The 15465-nt window shown below is 46.5% G+C and carries 15 protein-coding genes; 2 read left to right on the top strand and 13 right to left on the bottom strand.

What is annotated here, in order from left to right; all coding sequences use genetic code 11:
- Window positions 1–8: 8 nt before the first annotated feature.
- From atpH to asnC, 9 genes are all read right to left on the bottom strand, one after another.
- On the bottom strand, window positions 9–542 hold the full coding sequence (gene atpH, locus DQM29_RS17590; protein ID WP_111741866.1) for a F0F1 ATP synthase subunit delta: 534 nt from the start codon (window positions 540–542) through the stop codon (window positions 9–11).
- A 14-nt stretch (window positions 543–556) separates the two neighbouring features.
- Window positions 557–1027, bottom strand: a complete 471-nt coding sequence (gene atpF, locus DQM29_RS17585) for a F0F1 ATP synthase subunit B (RefSeq protein WP_111741865.1) — start codon at window positions 1025–1027, stop codon at window positions 557–559.
- Window positions 1028–1089: 62 nt separating this feature from the next.
- Window positions 1090–1332, bottom strand: coding sequence for a F0F1 ATP synthase subunit C (gene atpE / locus DQM29_RS17580; protein ID WP_027273890.1), 243 nt, complete (start codon window positions 1330–1332; stop codon window positions 1090–1092).
- A 48-nt stretch (window positions 1333–1380) separates the two neighbouring features.
- Window positions 1381–2202: a F0F1 ATP synthase subunit A gene (atpB, locus tag DQM29_RS17575; protein ID WP_111741864.1), complete on the bottom strand. Its 822-nt coding sequence runs from the start codon at window positions 2200–2202 to the stop codon at window positions 1381–1383.
- A gap of 25 nt (window positions 2203–2227) precedes the next feature.
- Window positions 2228–2608 carry an ATP synthase subunit I gene (locus DQM29_RS17570; RefSeq protein WP_111741863.1) on the bottom strand — a complete coding sequence of 127 codons (381 nt, stop codon included), beginning with the start codon at window positions 2606–2608 and terminating at the stop codon, window positions 2228–2230.
- Between the two features lie 599 nt (window positions 2609–3207).
- Window positions 3208–3828 carry a 16S rRNA (guanine(527)-N(7))-methyltransferase RsmG gene (gene rsmG / locus DQM29_RS17565; protein ID WP_111741862.1) on the bottom strand — a complete coding sequence of 207 codons (621 nt, stop codon included), beginning with the start codon at window positions 3826–3828 and terminating at the stop codon, window positions 3208–3210.
- Between the two features lie 9 nt (window positions 3829–3837).
- Window positions 3838–5727 (bottom strand): tRNA uridine-5-carboxymethylaminomethyl(34) synthesis enzyme MnmG, encoded by a 1890-nt coding sequence (gene mnmG, locus DQM29_RS17560; protein WP_111741861.1) that lies wholly within the window; start codon window positions 5725–5727, stop codon window positions 3838–3840.
- 366 nt (window positions 5728–6093) lie between these two features.
- Window positions 6094–6558, bottom strand: coding sequence for an FMN-binding protein MioC (gene mioC / locus DQM29_RS17555; RefSeq protein WP_111741860.1), 465 nt, complete (start codon window positions 6556–6558; stop codon window positions 6094–6096).
- Window positions 6559–6648: 90 nt separating this feature from the next.
- A complete protein-coding gene (gene asnC, locus DQM29_RS17550) occupies window positions 6649–7110 on the bottom strand; it encodes a transcriptional regulator AsnC (RefSeq protein WP_111741859.1) in 462 nt (153 codons plus the stop codon).
- 154 nt (window positions 7111–7264) lie between these two features.
- Here asnC and asnA point away from each other — a divergent pair, with 154 nt between their 5' ends.
- The gene (asnA, locus tag DQM29_RS17545; protein WP_111741858.1) at window positions 7265–8254 is read left to right on the top strand and encodes an aspartate--ammonia ligase; all 990 of its coding nucleotides are present in this window, start codon (window positions 7265–7267) and stop codon (window positions 8252–8254) included.
- Here asnA and viaA read toward each other — a convergent pair.
- Window positions 8251–9702, bottom strand: a complete 1452-nt coding sequence (gene viaA / locus DQM29_RS17540; RefSeq protein ID WP_111741857.1) for an ATPase RavA stimulator ViaA — start codon at window positions 9700–9702, stop codon at window positions 8251–8253. The two genes, asnA and viaA, sit on opposite strands and share 4 nt — an antisense overlap.
- Window positions 9699–11222, bottom strand: a complete 1524-nt coding sequence (gene ravA / locus DQM29_RS17535) for an ATPase RavA (RefSeq protein ID WP_111741856.1) — start codon at window positions 11220–11222, stop codon at window positions 9699–9701. Before ravA ends, viaA begins: the two co-directional genes overlap by 4 nt.
- A 203-nt stretch (window positions 11223–11425) precedes the next feature.
- On the opposite strand from ravA, the gene kup reads away from it, so the two are divergent.
- Window positions 11426–13294 (top strand): low affinity potassium transporter Kup, encoded by a 1869-nt coding sequence (kup, locus tag DQM29_RS17530; RefSeq protein WP_111741855.1) that lies wholly within the window; start codon window positions 11426–11428, stop codon window positions 13292–13294.
- Between the two features lie 5 nt (window positions 13295–13299).
- Here kup and mdtD read toward each other — a convergent pair whose 3' ends face one another.
- Both mdtD and DQM29_RS17520 read right to left on the bottom strand, forming a co-directional pair.
- A complete protein-coding gene (gene mdtD / locus DQM29_RS17525) occupies window positions 13300–14688 on the bottom strand; it encodes a multidrug transporter subunit MdtD (RefSeq protein ID WP_111741854.1) in 1389 nt (462 codons plus the stop codon).
- Window positions 14689–14703: 15 nt separating this feature from the next.
- Complete coding sequence (locus DQM29_RS17520) at window positions 14704–15408, bottom strand: FadR/GntR family transcriptional regulator (protein ID WP_111741853.1); 705 nt, start codon at window positions 15406–15408, stop codon at window positions 14704–14706.
- Window positions 15409–15465 lie beyond the last annotated feature (57 nt).

Raw genomic sequence — 15465 nt, 5'->3', positions numbered from 1 at the left:
CAGTCCCCTTAAGACTGCAAGACGTCTGCCAGGCGATCCAGACGGCCGCGTACGCTGTCGTCAATCACCATATCGCCAGCACGGATAATAAAACCGGCGATAACAGACTTATCAATTTTGCAATTTAGCTTAACTTTGCGCGACAAACGTTTTTCCATCGCAGCGGCAATCTTTGCCAACTGGTCGTCATTCAGCGCAGCGGCAGAAGTCACTTCCACATCAATGGTGGACTCCTGTTCTGAACGCAGCTGAATGAACTGTTCTAGCACGTCAGGAAGCACGATTAAACGTCCATTTTCAGCCATGATCTTTATCAGATTTTGGCCATTCTCGTTGAGCTGCTCGCCGCAAACAGCGATGAAAGTCTCCGCCATGTGTTCCGACGCAAGCGCGCCGGACAACAAACCGTAGACCTGCTCGTTACGGCTGACTTCGGCAGCAAATGCCAGCATCTGCTGCCAGTCGTCCAGCGCGTTTTGCTCAACGGCAAAGTCAAAAGCTGCTTTGGCGTAGGGGCGAGCTACAGTAATAAATTCAGACATCTGCCCCTCCCTCCTTACAGTTCAGCGACCAGTTTATCAACGATGTCGCTATTGGCAGCTTCATCCACGGAACGTTCGATAATTTTCTCGGCGCCGGCAATCGCTAGCATAGCCACCTGTTTACGCAGCTCTTCACGGGCGCGCTTGCGCTCCGCGTCGATTTCGGCCTTAGCCTGAGCGAGGATTTTTTCGCGCTCCTGTTCGGCTTCGGCTTTAGCTTCTTCAACGATCTGCGTCTTGCGCTTGTTAGCCTGTTCAATAATCACCAGCGCTTCGGCTTTCGCCTGAGACATCTGGTCGGTCACGTTGGCTTGCGCTAGGCTCAGGTCTTTCTTAGCCTGCTCTGCTGAAGCTAAACCGTCAGCAATCTCTTTCTGACGCTTTTCGATGGCCGACATGATAGGTGGCCATACGTACTTCATGCAGAACCAGACAAACAGGACAAACGCTATCGCCTGGCCGAGGATTGTTGCATTAAGATTCACAGCACAATGCCTCTTTTAAAGTGAAAAAATGGTTTTGTTCTCAATACGTTCAAAACTGCACGTTATCCGGCGACGGCGAACATGACATAGAGCCCTAAACCTACGGCGATCATCGGGATGGCGTCGACCAGACCCATTACGATGAAGAACTGCGTCCGTAACAGAGGAACAAGATCCGGCTGACGAGCGGCGCCTTCGAGGAATTTACCACCCAAAATACTAATACCTATCGCGGCACTGATTGATGCAAAGCTAATCATGATTGCAGCAACCAGATAGAGTAGATCCGTGTTTAGGTTTTCCATGACAGTCTCCAGTTATTTCAGTTAAAACTAAGCAGTTGGTTGTGAAAATTAATGTTCTTCAGACGCCATCGCCAGATAGACAATCGTCAGAACCATAAAGATAAAGGCTTGCAGCGTAATAATAAGAATGTGGAATATCGCCCAAGGTACGTTGAGCATCCACTGTGACCACCATGGCAGTAGCCCGGCAATCAGGATAAAGATAAGTTCGCCCGCATACATGTTTCCGAACAGTCGCAGACCGAGAGAAACCGGCTTGGACAGCAGGCTAACGCCTTCCAGAATGATGTTAATAGGGATAAATGCCCAGTGGTTAAACGGCTGCAGAGCCAGATCGTGGAACAGACCCTTGAAGCCTTTCATCTTCACTGTGTAGATAAGGATCAGGAAGAATACGCCAATCGCCATGGAAAGCGTAATACTGACGTCTGCAGTGGGTACAACCCTCAGCGCAGGCAGACCAAAAACGTGTTCGCCGATGTAGGGCAGAAGATCGATAGGCAGCAAATCCATCAGGTTCATCAGGAAAACCCAAACGAAGACGGTCAGCGCCAAAGGAGCGATCAGCTTGCTTTTAGCGTGGTACATGTCTTTAACCATGCCGTTAACAAAGCCGATGATGAGCTCTACTGCGCACTGAAGCTTACCCGGAACGCCGCTGGTCGCTCTTTTAGCGACGCGGTTGAAAATACAGAGAAACAGTAAACCAAGAGCTATCGAAAAGAACAGCGAGTCGATATTTAATGCCCAAAAACCAGGCGAGTCTACCCCTGGTTTAACAATCTCCAGCGTGCGTAAATCCAGCTGAAGGTTGTTTAAATGATGGCCAATGTAATCCTGTGGAGTAGAGATTTCCCCTGATGCAGACATGATGCCTCTCACTCTTGATTATCAACTAGTTATGAAAAATATTTATGACTATAGGCGCCACTATTTGCACCACTAACGCAGCCAGATAGGCTATACAAACGGGCAATGGCTCTGCCTTGAATACTGCTAACGCAACGACCAATAGTACGACAGTCAGTGCAATCTTGACTATCTCGCCGATAAAAAACGGCCACGCCAAGTACCCTTTCTGTGATCCCCCCCGACACCATTTTGTCAGAAGGAAAAACAGCGCATTGGGCAAACACACAGACAACCCGCCAAAAAGTGCGGAAATAGCCCACTTTTGGCTGTTAATACAAAAAGCGGCGCTAAACAGAATAACGACGGTAAATTGCACTAACAACAGTCTGCGAGCCATCAAGGTATCATAAAGCACTACAGACATGGCGTATCATCTCGATAAAGCGTTAGCTTTTGTCTAAACAAAACAAAAAACCAAGTACCGTATAAAACTGTCTTTGCTGACCAGAGTCAAGCGTCAAAAAGCAGGTAAATTATACGGGGAAATCAGGTTTATTCCACACTCAGGTAACAAAAAAGTGAATAAATATTTAAAAATGCAAATATCCACTTTTCGAGCGTTTTGAAAAAAACGATGCTTATTATTACTAATAAACAAAATTCTGTATTGAATAATTATCTTTTTGTGAACGCTATCACATAAAAAAAACCGTTATCAGACGCTGAAAATAATCTTATATCTTACTAATAAATAATAATTTTATATAAAATCAATAGACTGAATGGATTCAATAAGGACAGCAGAGTGAATAGAAAATTAAAACTGCAAAGTGACGAAAATATGAACAACATGTCTTTTATCAACACACGTCTACTTGTATATTTAGTGTTTTAAAAATGTTAAAAATAGAATATAAAAATACAGTGCTATCAACACAAAAAAAGCGCTCTTTTTTAGATAAAATAAGCACTTCTCAGAGCACGATTAATTAAATTTGGATGCAGTATCACACTCCACCCACGTCATTTTTTAGCTTCGACCACGACAAGGTGTCGTTCACCTTCCAGTTCAGGCACGTTCAACTCGACGACGTTTTTAACGAAAAAGCCTTCAGGAACTTGAGAAAGCTCTTCGTTTGAAATGATGCCCTTTAGCGCATAAAAGCGCCCACCGGTTTTCGGCAAGTGGTGACACCAGGTCAGCATATCTCCCAAAGAGGCAAAAGCACGGCTTATCACGCCGTCAAAACCTTCAGGAATAGAATATTCTTCAACCCGGCTCTGAATGGGTGTTACGTTGGTTAATCCTAACTCGTGAACAACCTGACGGATAAAGCGGATCCGCTTTCCCAAGCTGTCTAGCAGCGTGAATTTGGAATCAGGCCTGACAATAGCAAGCGGAATACCGGGCAACCCAGGCCCAGTACCTACGTCAATAAACTGTGTTCCAGACAGGTGGGGATTAACAACAATGCTGTCCATAACGTGGCGAACCAGCATTTCCTGTGGATCCCTTACTGACGTCAGGTTATAGGCCTTATTCCACTTGTCCAGCAGCGTAACATAGCCTAAAAGGCGCTGCTTTTGCTCGTTAGTCAGGTCTATACTGGCAGCAGCAAGCAGTCGATTAAAGCGGTTTTCCACATCGTCTCCTTAAGCGCTCTTACGCAGCATTCCCTGCTTTTTTAACCAGATAAGCAGTATCGATATTGCCGCTGGAGTAACGCCTGAAATACGAGACGCCTGACCTATCGAAGTAGGTTTGTGATCGTTAAGCTTCGCACAGACTTCGTTAGACAAACCAGTCACCAATTTGTAATCAAGATCGGCAGGCAGGATCGCATTTTCATTGCGTAGATGTTTCTCTATTTCGTCCCTCTGGCGGGCAATATAGCCTTCATATTTAACCTGTATCTCAACCTGTTCAGCAGCCTGAAGATCCTCTAGGGCTGGACTAAACGGCGCGATTTCTGTCAAAGACGCATAGCTAACTTCCGGGCGTTTTAACAGCTCTTCTCCCGTTGCTTCACGGGAAAGAGGAGACTTCAGAAGAGAGTTTACTCTTTCAGCCTGAGGCATCGTCGGATGAATCAAAACGTCTTTCAGGCGCTGACGCTCGCGCTCAATGTTTTCTTGCTTACGCAGAAAATGTTCCCAGCGATCGTCACTCACTAATCCCATCTGGCGCCCTTCTTCAGTCAGGCGCAGATCTGCATTGTCTTCACGCAAAAGGAGTCGATATTCCGCTCTGGACGTAAACATTCGATAGGGTTCTTGTGTACCCAGCGTGCAAAGATCGTCAACCAGAACGCCAATGTAGGCCTGATCGCGACGAGGAGCCCAGCCTTCCTGTTCTGACGCAAAGCGACCGGCATTAAGCCCAGCGAGTAACCCTTGAGCAGCCGCTTCTTCATAGCCTGTCGTACCGTTAATCTGACCGGCAAAAAACAGCCCTTGGATAAATTTATTCTCAAGGGTTGGTTTAAGATCGCGCGGATCGAAAAAATCGTACTCGATCGCATAGCCTGGTCTAACGATCCGGGCATTTTCCATCCCCACCATAGAGCGAACTATCTGCATCTGTACGTCGAACGGCAGGCTGGTAGAGATCCCGTTAGGATAGATTTCGTTACTGGTTAGCCCTTCAGGTTCAAGGAAGATCTGATGGGCATTACGATCGGCAAACCGCATCACTTTGTCTTCAATTGAAGGGCAGTAGCGGGGGCCGATCCCAACAATTATCCCTGAATACATTGGGCTACGATCGAGATTATTACGGATGACGTCGTGCGTTTTTTCATTCGTATAGGTGATATAGCACGGTACCTGTTCGGGGTGTTCGTTCGCATTCCCCATGAACGAAAATACTGGCATCGGCGTATCGCCGTGCTGCTGCTGAAGAATATCAAAATTTATGGATCGCGCATCAATGCGTGGAGGTGTACCAGTTTTCAGTCGTCCAACTCTTAGCGGTAGCTCTCTTAATCTTTGTGAAAGCCCTATTGATGGCATATCTCCAGCGCGACCGCCGCTGTAGTTCTCTAAGCCGATGTGGATCTTGCCGTCAAGAAAAGTACCTACTGTCAATACAACCGCTTTAGCCCTGAACTTTAGGCCCATTCGGGTTACAGCACCGGTAACGCGATCGTTTTCAACAATAAGATCTTCAACAGGCTGTTGGAAGAGAGTCAAATTAGGCTGGTTTTCCAGTGCGGTGCGTACAGCCTGTTTGTAAAGAACGCGGTCTGCTTGAGCACGAGTTGCTCTTACAGCAGGACCTTTACTGGCGTTTAGCGTTCTGAACTGAATACCGGCTCTGTCAATGGCGTGAGCCATCAATCCACCCATGGCGTCGATTTCTTTAACCAGATGTCCTTTTCCGATCCCACCAATGGCTGGATTGCAGGACATTTGTCCCAGCGTGTCGATGTTGTGGGTTAGCAAAAGAGTTTGCTTTCCCATACGGGCTGAAGCCATAGCGGCTTCCGTTCCCGCATGGCCGCCACCGATAACGATGACGTCAAAGGAATCTGGATAAAACATGGTATGACACCTCGGGATGTTCGAACGATCTGCAGCCTGGAATACGCGATCCAGGGGCGCTGATTCTACTCGACTTTGAAGATTAGTCCAACCTCGATGGATCTGGGATTAAATAAAGAAAGATCTTTTTATTTAGAGATCTCTTTATTGGATCTTTTATTAGGATCCTCATCTTCTGTGGATAAGGATCCTTTCACTTTAAGGATCATATTATTAAACGGATCCTTTAGCTGTGAAATAAAGGTGATCTTTCTCTCTATAACGTGGGGGTAGAAAGCCTATTTATCCACAAGGGGTTCTTCGGTTCTATGTTGTTATATGGATAACTACAGGATTACACCGGGTTTTAAGTGTACTTATACACATTTATTTTTTTAAAAAAGCGCTTTCATTTAGATCGTCTAGCCAGAGATCGAGCCATTTTTCTGCTGGATCTTCTGGTATTTCATGTTCTGTAACGTCGATCTCCAATAGGGATCCTATTCTTTTGGCCCCTCTTTCTTGAAGAAGACTATCAAAGGCTTTTATGCCACCGCAAAAGGTATCGTACTCTTTACTTCCAAGACCAACTGCGCCATATGAGATCTGGCTTAAGTCTGGTTCCTGCTCTTTTATCTGTTCAAAAAGAGGCTGGATGTTATCAGGTAGTTCACCTGCACCGTGCGTTGATGTGACAATAAGCCAGATCCCTTCATCACTAAGCTCATCGAACTCTGCTCCGTGTAGCACTTCGGTACTGAAGCCAGCCAGGTTAAGCTTTTCTTCAAGATGTTCCGCTACGTATTCGGCGCCGCCGAGGGTACTGCCGCTGATGAGGGTAATATCAGGCATTGTCTTTCTCTTTAGATTTACATTTCGCGCATTGTACGCGGTGAAATGGCTGGGATCTACCTGTGGACAATATGGGTATTAAAAAATAATTTATGGTCTGATCGTCCTCATAATAGGGTTCTGTAGGGAGATCAGCGTTTCAGTTGACTGGATCTCGTCAATCGTCTGGATCTTGTTGATAAGTACATGCTGTAAGCCATCGATTGAGCGGGTCATCACTTTGATAAATATGCTGTAATGACCGGTGGTGTAGTAGGCTTCAACGACCTCTTCTAGATTAGAGAGCTTGATTAGCGCTTCTGGATAGTCCTTTGCACTTTTAAGAATAATGCCTATAAAACAGCAAACGTCGTAGCCAAGCTTCTTCGGGCTGATCTCAACCTGAGTGCCTAAAATGATCCCCGCCTGCTTCATCTTTTCAACTCTGACGTGAATAGTGCCTGGGCTGACGTTAAAGTTTTTTGCCAGTTCAGCATAGGGGACACGGGCGTTTTTCATCAGTTCATTAAGAATATCTCTATCCAAATTATCGATCTGGTAATTATCGGCCATTTTTATTCCTCTTTTTTGTCGTTTCAATATTAATATAGCGATTAAATTGAATAATAAAAACCAATATAGCTATATTGGTTGTTGAATATTGAATTTAAGTCTGTTTGTGTTGAATAATGTTTATCAACGAAGTCACTACACTGAGACAAACACAATGAAACAGCCATTTATTAAAAAACAACAACAGATAAGCTTTGTTAAATCGTTCTTTTCGCGCCAGCTTGAGCAAAAGCTCGGACTGATTGAAGTTCAGGCGCCTATTCTGAGTCGCGTGGGAGACGGTACTCAGGATAACCTTTCTGGCTGTGAGAAAGCGGTTCAGGTAAAAGTGAAGGCTATACCGGAAGCGACGTTCGAAGTGGTTCACTCTCTGGCTAAGTGGAAGCGCCAAACTATGGGGCGTTTTGGTTTTATGACCGGCGAAGGGATCTACACTCACATGAAGGCGCTGCGTCCGGATGAAGATCGCCTAAGCCCTATTCACTCCGTCTATGTCGATCAGTGGGACTGGGAGCGCGTAATGGGAAGCGGCGAACGCAGTTCTGACTACCTCAAGCAAACTGTTCGCACCATTTACTCTGCTATTAAAGAGACTGAAGCGGCCGTTGAGCGTGAATTTGGCTTAAAGCCGTTCTTGCCCGAAGAGATTCATTTTGTTCACAGTGAAGAGCTGCTGCAGCGTTATCCAACTCTGGATGCCAAAGGCCGCGAACGCGCTATTGCTAAAGAACTGGGTGCCGTTTTCCTTATCGGTATTGGCGGTAAGCTGTCACACGGAGAATCTCACGACGTGCGTGCGCCAGACTATGATGACTGGACAACCCCAGGTGAAGACGGCCTTGGCTTGAACGGTGACATTCTAGTGTGGAACCCAGTGCTTCAGGACGCGTTTGAGATTTCCTCTATGGGGATCCGCGTTGATGCTGAAACGCTGAAGCGTCAGCTGGCACTAACCAGCGATGAGTCTCGACTGGCGCTAGAATGGCACCAGGCGCTGCTGCGCGGTGAAATGCCTCAGACTATCGGCGGTGGTATTGGCCAGTCCCGTTTGGTGATGCTGCTTTTGCAACAAAAGCACATTGGTCAGGTACAGTGCGGCGTGTGGACTCCGGAGCAGCGCGAAGCGGTTGAGTGCATGCTTTAATGATTAAACCAGCGGCGCTTTAGCCGCTGACCAAGCTCGGTTTCGAATCGCCAGATGCGATCGAAGGTTTTCATGATGCCGGGCTTACCGTGTTTAGACATGGCCACTGCGTGAAAGCGGTGGCCGCTTTTTTTCTGTTTATCTATCAGCCTAAGAGTAAGACTTTCGGGCAGGCTCTGGGCTATAAAGTCTGATATAACGACGATATCCGCGTCTTGCCACTCTTTTTCTTCAATCTTTTCTAGTGTCTGTTTTAGGCAGCCAGCCAGATCGGTACCGCCGCGAAATCTCTGGCTGAGAAAGCGAACGGCTTCTGATATACCGCTTGCTGAGGTGAGCTCATAGTGAATAACGCCGGTTGAAAACAGCATGACGTGGCACTTTCGCCCTTCTGTCATCGCGATGCGCAAGAGTGCCAGGCAAAAGGCTTTAGCGCATTTCTCATTAAAGCCACCCATAGAGCCTGATGTGTCTACACAAACAATAAACGGACCGCCGGGCTGGCGTTCGCTGACGGTTTTTGAAACGGCGCGGATCTTGGTTCTTTCTCGCCACACGTCGCCTTTCAGGCGGTAGGTGAGTAGCTGTTGTTCAAGGTAGCGGCGGTAGAATTCAGTTTCCAGATCGTCAACGTTAAGTAAGACCATCTCTGCGGGCAACATGCGAACGATATCATTGCTTAAGTGGATGCCCTCGACACTGTCCGGCAGTACGGCAGGCTCCCTGACCATAATTTTATATTCTTCGTTTTGAGACTCCCTGCGATCGAGCGTTACGGGCTTATAGCTCCTGCCCAGCATTTCAGCTATCTGCAGAAGCTGAGGCTGGCTTACGAGGAAATTACCGTACTCAATCAGCTTTTCGCAGTCTGCTTTATGCTTTTGCGCACGGCTCATGTCCCACAGCTGGCCGGCACCTTTGTCATTTTCTACTAAAAGCGGCTCCAGTTTGCTACTGACGACAAGCCGTTCCTGCAGATCTTCCATCAGCTTGTCCCACTCAGTTTCCAGAAGGGAAATATGTAAAGAAGAAACCTGCTGTGACAGCGATTTTCTCCAGCTGTCGATGAATAGGCTTTGAAACCCTTCTTCACGGCTATCGGTTGACTTAAGGAGAGCTTCAGCCCGATCGCTAAAAGGGGCGTTTATGGACTTTAGGCTATCGACAAGGGAGTTTGCTTGTTTAGCAAAGTCAGCGGTATTCCAGGATATGGCCTGTTTATAAAGCGTAAACTCATGGGAAATGGCTGAAGGTACGTTAGATTGAGGTAGCTGGTAGCGCAGCTTTTTTTTCCAGCTGGTAATTTCTTTATCAAAAGAGCGTTTTATTTTCGGATATTTTTCAAAGAAAAGCGCCAGCTGCGGCGCGGCCAGCAGCCCTATGATCATTTCCTCTATGAGCTCGCTTTCACTGATGGAAAGCAACAGCTCTATGGTTTGCAGGCTCATTGATGCTGTTCAGGGGACTGAAAACGTCGTTTTTGCCGCTCTATTTCTTCATGAACGGCGAGTAGACTCGCTTCTATTTTCGTCAGACAGCCTTTTTCTATAAACAGGCAGGGCTGAGCGTCATTAAAGCGCTTTCTTTGTTCACTAAGGCGATTTTGAACCTGTAAGAGTCTCTGAGTCAGCTGCTCTGACGGCTGAATTTTCCCTGTGCTGTTAGACAGATAGAGTGTAGATGTTGAAAGCCCAGCATCCTGTAAAACCAGCTGTAGGTTGTCGTTAACGGCCATGTCCAGAGACTGCATAAAGCCAATGCCGTTAAGCTTTCCTTTTAAGTAGTCGCCTTTAGCTAGCCACTGCTCCAGTCGAGGTTTTTCGATAACGACGTGAGTAACGTCAATCTCATGAAGCGTAAGGGGCGTTTCTAGCGTAAGGGTGACTTCGGAAACGCCTGAAGGAAGACTTAGCTGATAGATAGGCCGGCGGCTAAACAGGGTGTTTTTTACCTCAACAGTCAGAGACTGCTGCTTTGACTGTTGCTGTTGATACTTCATCCAGTCGCGATTTATTTGTTGGATTTGTATGAGCATAGCCTGCTGCTGGTAGGCTAGCTCGGCCATTAGCCCTTCGATTTGCCGATTAACCAGCGACTGTGAATGTTCGTCATGCCATAGACAGTCCTTAAGCAAAATGATGTCTATGGTATCGATAGACTTTCGCCCGTTAAAGAACGCGCTGGCCTGAAGAAGGCGAACCGCTTTTTTCCAACGTCGATCGGAGATGTAAGGCCCATTATCTAGTGTGCTAATTTCCTGGCGAAGTCGGTAAATTAGTTCAAAAACCTCCTCCGGAAGCGCTATTTTATCAATGTGCTGCTGCCACTGTTGGTACTCTTCGTCGTCTACACCCAGCGCTTCGACGGCTGAATTGACCTTTTCTTCACCACTTTGACTAATTAAGGACAGAAAACTCTCTTTTTCCTGGACGTTAGTGAGAGAAATTCGAATAAGCATTCTGTCGTAAAGCGCCTCCAGGCTGCTGTCTTCTTCCGGGAGTTCATTAGAGGCAGCGATTAAAAGCTTTAACGGTATTTCAGATTCAGTATCGCCGTTGCGAAAACGCCGCTCGTTAATTGCCGTGAGTAGTGTATTAAGAATGGCGGGCCCGGCTTTCCAGATTTCATCCAGAAAAACGATTTCTGCTTCGGGCAAATAGTGCTGAGTTAGGCGAACGTAGCGCCCCTCTTCTTTCAGCGCTTTGATAGATAGAGGACCGAACACCTCTTCCGGTGTGGAGAAGCGCGTCATCAGGTATTCAAAGGAGTTAGCCTGTTTAAAGGCATATTTTAACCGGCGCGCTATAAGGCTTTTTGCTATACCAGGAGGGCCGAGTAGAAAAACGCTTTCCCCGCAAAGAGCAGCCAGTAAACAAAGCCTGACAGCGTGCTGCCTTTCGTAGAGACCGGAGCCAAGATGGTTGCTCAGGCGAGTGACTCTTTCTGACAGGGGAATTGAATTAAGCATAGGTTAGGTAATACTGGCTGCTATAAAGGAAATAATATTATAGCATTCATAGAATTGTATTATCTTTATAAATAATAAATATATGTAGCCACCATTTATAAAAATATTTTATTAAGGAAAGTGCAATGTATCTATACCATCTATAATTAACCTTTATTACATATCACCTGTCTGTGGCGTTAATCACTGACATAAGAATATTTATGAGTACTGATAATAAACGTTCGCTACCTGGGGCGATGCTTGCGACGATAGGCGTTGTCTACGGCGACATAGGCACGAGTCCTCTTTATACCTTAAGGGAATGTTTTTCAGGATATTATGGATTTAGCGTTGAGCCAGACGTTATTTTTGGTTTTCTTTCACTTATCTTTTGGATGCTGATTTTCGTCGTTTCCATTAAGTATCTTTGCTTTGTGATGAGAGCAGATAATTCTGGGGAAGGCGGAATATTAACGCTAATGTCTTTAGCTGGAAGGTTTGCCAGCGATAAAAAAACGGGACTTATTGTTGTGCTGGGCCTGATTGGAGGCAGCTTTTTTTACGGGGAAGTTGTTATAACCCCAGCAGTTTCCGTTATGTCGGCTCTGGAAGGGTTAGAAGTATTAGCACCATCACTCAATGCCTATACGGTTCCCTGCGCAATAGCGGTACTAACTCTTTTATTTTGTATTCAAAAGCACGGTACGGGCGGAGTCAGTAAAGTATTTGCGCCGGTTATGCTGCTGTGGTTTATCGTTATTGGTGCGCTTGGCGTTCACAGCATTTTTCTAAGCCCTCAAATCCTCTACGCGCTTAACCCAGGCTGGGCGTTGGATTTCTTCCTTCAATATAAGTCACTATCGTTTTTTGCTCTCGGTGCAGTAGTGCTTTCCATTACCGGCGTGGAGGCGCTTTATGCGGATATGGGGCACTTTGGCAAGATGCCTATCCGCTATGCCTGGTTTACTGTAGTTCTTCCCTGCTTAGTGCTGAACTACTTTGGCCAAGGGGCGCTGCTGTTGAGAACGCCGGAAGCCATTAAGAACCCATTCTTTCTACTGGCTCCACAATGGGCGCTAATCCCTTTACTCATTCTGGCTGCTTTGGCAACCGTTATTGCTTCACAGGCTGTTATTTCCGGTGTTTTCTCATTGACGAGGCAGGCTGTCCACCTAGGCTACTTGCCACCGATGAGGATATTGCATACTTCCGATATGGAAGCTGGCCAGATTTATATTCCGGTAATCAACTGGATGCTCTATTTTGCCGTTGTGCTAGTGATAGTTACCTTTAAGCACTCCAGCAATTTGGCTGCGGCCTATGGTATTGCGGTAACGGGAACAATGGTTATAACGTCGTTTCTTTCCTGTACGGTTGCTAGGCAAAACTGGCATTGGTCAACGCCGCTGATCGCTATAATTTTATCCGTCTTCCTGTTTGTGGATGTGCCGCTGTTTTTTGCTAACGCCGTTAAAGTGTTTTCCGGCGGCTGGCTGCCTCTGCTTTTGGGGCTGATTATGTTTATTATCATGACGTCGTGGAAAAGTGAGCGGTTCAGGCTGCTGCGCCTTCTTAACGAACACGGTAACTCACTGGAGGCACTGATAGCCTCTTTAGAGAAAAATCCCCCAACTAGGGTAAAGGGCACTGCCGTTTTCATGATAAGAACTACAAATGTGATCCCTTTTGCCCTGCTGCATAACCTGACCCACAATAAAGTGTTGCATGAAAGAGTGGTATTGCTGACGATAAAAACTGTTGATACACCCTATGTTCATAACGTTCAGCGAGTCACTATCGAGCAGCTTTCGCCCTCTTTCTGGCGGGTTGTTACCAGTTACGGCTATAAAGAAACGCCGAATGTCGAAAACATCTTTTATCTGTGTGGGCTGGAAGGGCTTCCCTTTAGTATGGAAGAAACGTCGTTTTTCCTTTCACATGAATCAGTCAAATTGGGAAAACGGCCCTGGTATCTTCGTGCAAGAGGGCAGCTGTTTCTGGCGCTTAACCGCAACGCTCTGAGGGCACCGGATCAGTTCCAGATACCGCCCAACAGGGTAATAGAATTGGGAACGCAGATTGATATCTAGATTGATTACTTCTTTTTGTTTATCAGACCGCTGCCGTCATTAGGACTTAAGTTCATAAAGATAGTCGACGACATCAGCGTAATAAGACCCATGGTAATAAACGTATAGTGGAAGTGGTCGATAGTGTTGCCAAAAGAAACGCTTTCATAGGCGTGGAGCACTGTTGCGCTAACGGCAACGCCGAAGCTTACAGAAAGCTGCTGACTGACGGCCATCAGGCTATTTCCTGAACTGGCCGTTTTTTCATCCAGATCGCCAAGCGTGATGGTATTCATTGATGTGAACTGAATCGACATGACTATTCCAATAATAAACATGGGAACAATCAGCATCCAAAGGGGTTCACCGGCGTTCTGCAATGACAGCATGGCGATCATTATGCCGATAAGCACAGTGACACATATCAGCGTTTTTTTATAGCCAAACCGCCTTAGAACAGAGGTAACGGCGGATTTTGCCATTAGTGAACCGACTGCTGTCGGAGCCATCATCATCCCTGAGGTCAGCGCTGAATAGCCAAATCCTACCTGTAGCATAAGCGGCATGAGGAAAGGAACGCTTCCGGTACCCAACCGAGAAATGATCCCGCCGAAAATGCCGATGGAAAATGTCCTTATCTTAAATAAAGAGAGATGAAACAGTGGGTGGGACGAAGTAAGTGCGTGCCGTATATACATCAGCAGTAGCGCGATGCCAATAATAAAAATAGTGACTGAGATTGTTGTGGAAACAATCTTCTCGCTAAATAGGGATAAAGCACTGAGCATCATAACGAGGCTGAGGCCAAACAGTAAAAATCCGAGGGTATCAAATTTTTTGCTTGGCGCAGTAAAGTCCGGCATGTAAATGCGGGCGTAAAATATGCCGATAAGGCCAATGGGGATGTTAATTAAAAAAATCCAGTGCCAGGTGGCGTAAGTTACCAGCCATCCCCCCAACAGCGGCCCAATAATGGGGCCAACCAGGCCGGGTATGGTGATGAAATTCAGAACTTGAAGAAGCTCACTGCGCGGATAGGCGCGCAAAAGCGCCAGGCGAGCCACTGGCATCATCATTGCTCCGCCAACGCCCTGAATGATTCGGGCTGCGACAAGCATAAGGAGTGAGCCCGACATGGCGCAAAGCAGTGAACCTGAGACAAATAGAAGAACGGAAAGAGTGAATATTTTTCGAGTGCCAAATTTGTCTGCCAGCCAACCGCTAATAGGAATGAGCATCGCAACGGTTAGCGTATAGCTAATAATGGCAGACTGCATTGCAAGCGGTGAATGATTAAGGCTTTTAGCAATAGCCGGTACTGCTGTATTAAGAATGGTTGCGTCTAGCGCCTGCATAAAAAATGCAATAGCGGCAATCCAGGGAAGGCCCGCTACGCTGCGCGTTTCCTGAGTCATTCACAGCCCCGTCAGTCAGAAATTGTAGACTTTAATATCTTTCTCCAACAGCGCCTGCGTTGCCGTCAGTGCCGCTTCTGCGTCTTTCTTCAATATAGCGTCAACAATAGACTGGTGATGTTCCAATTTTATCACTTCATTATTGGTGACCGATCTGAAGTACGTTTGATAGACAGAGCTGAATAGTATGGAGAATGACGTGAGTAATGGGTTACAGCTAGCAGTATAGATAAGCTCATGGAAGTCTGTGTCGACTTTAACCCAGGTATCAGCGTCAAATTCTCTGTGTAGAGCCCTCATTTCGGCCATAAGTAAAGAGAGCTGATAGCGCTGTTCGTTGCTTGCATTAGTAGCGGCTAAGGCGGCGGCCTGTGGCTCTAGAGCGCGGCGAAGAACAACAAAGTGATCGGTGACTTCCAGAAAGTTGTCTTTGGTTATCCACCATGAAAGCAACTCTTTATCAAGAAAGTTCCAGTAGGACTGAGGCATAACGCGAGTTCCTATACGCGGTCTGGCCAGAATCATTCCCTTTGCCGTAAGCATCTTAACGGCTTCTCTGATAGCCGTTCGGCTTACGCTGTAGATTTCACAGAGCTCATTTTCTCCTGGAAGAATACTTTCAGCAGCATACTGACCAGACAGGATACTGTGAGCTATTTTTTCTGCCACAACGTACGAGAGATTTCGATGGGCAGCCTGCTGCTGAATGCTGAATTGCATTGTATGGTCCTTGAGCACGAAGTCGTTTTATTTATAATTTATTGATATTTTTATAAA

This window comes from Leminorella richardii, assembly GCF_900478135.1.
In the GTDB taxonomy this organism is placed as follows: Bacteria; Pseudomonadota; Gammaproteobacteria; order Enterobacterales; family Enterobacteriaceae; genus Leminorella; species Leminorella richardii.
The sequence above is the reverse complement of the archived record's forward strand: the minus strand, read 5'-3'. Positions and strand labels throughout refer to the sequence as shown.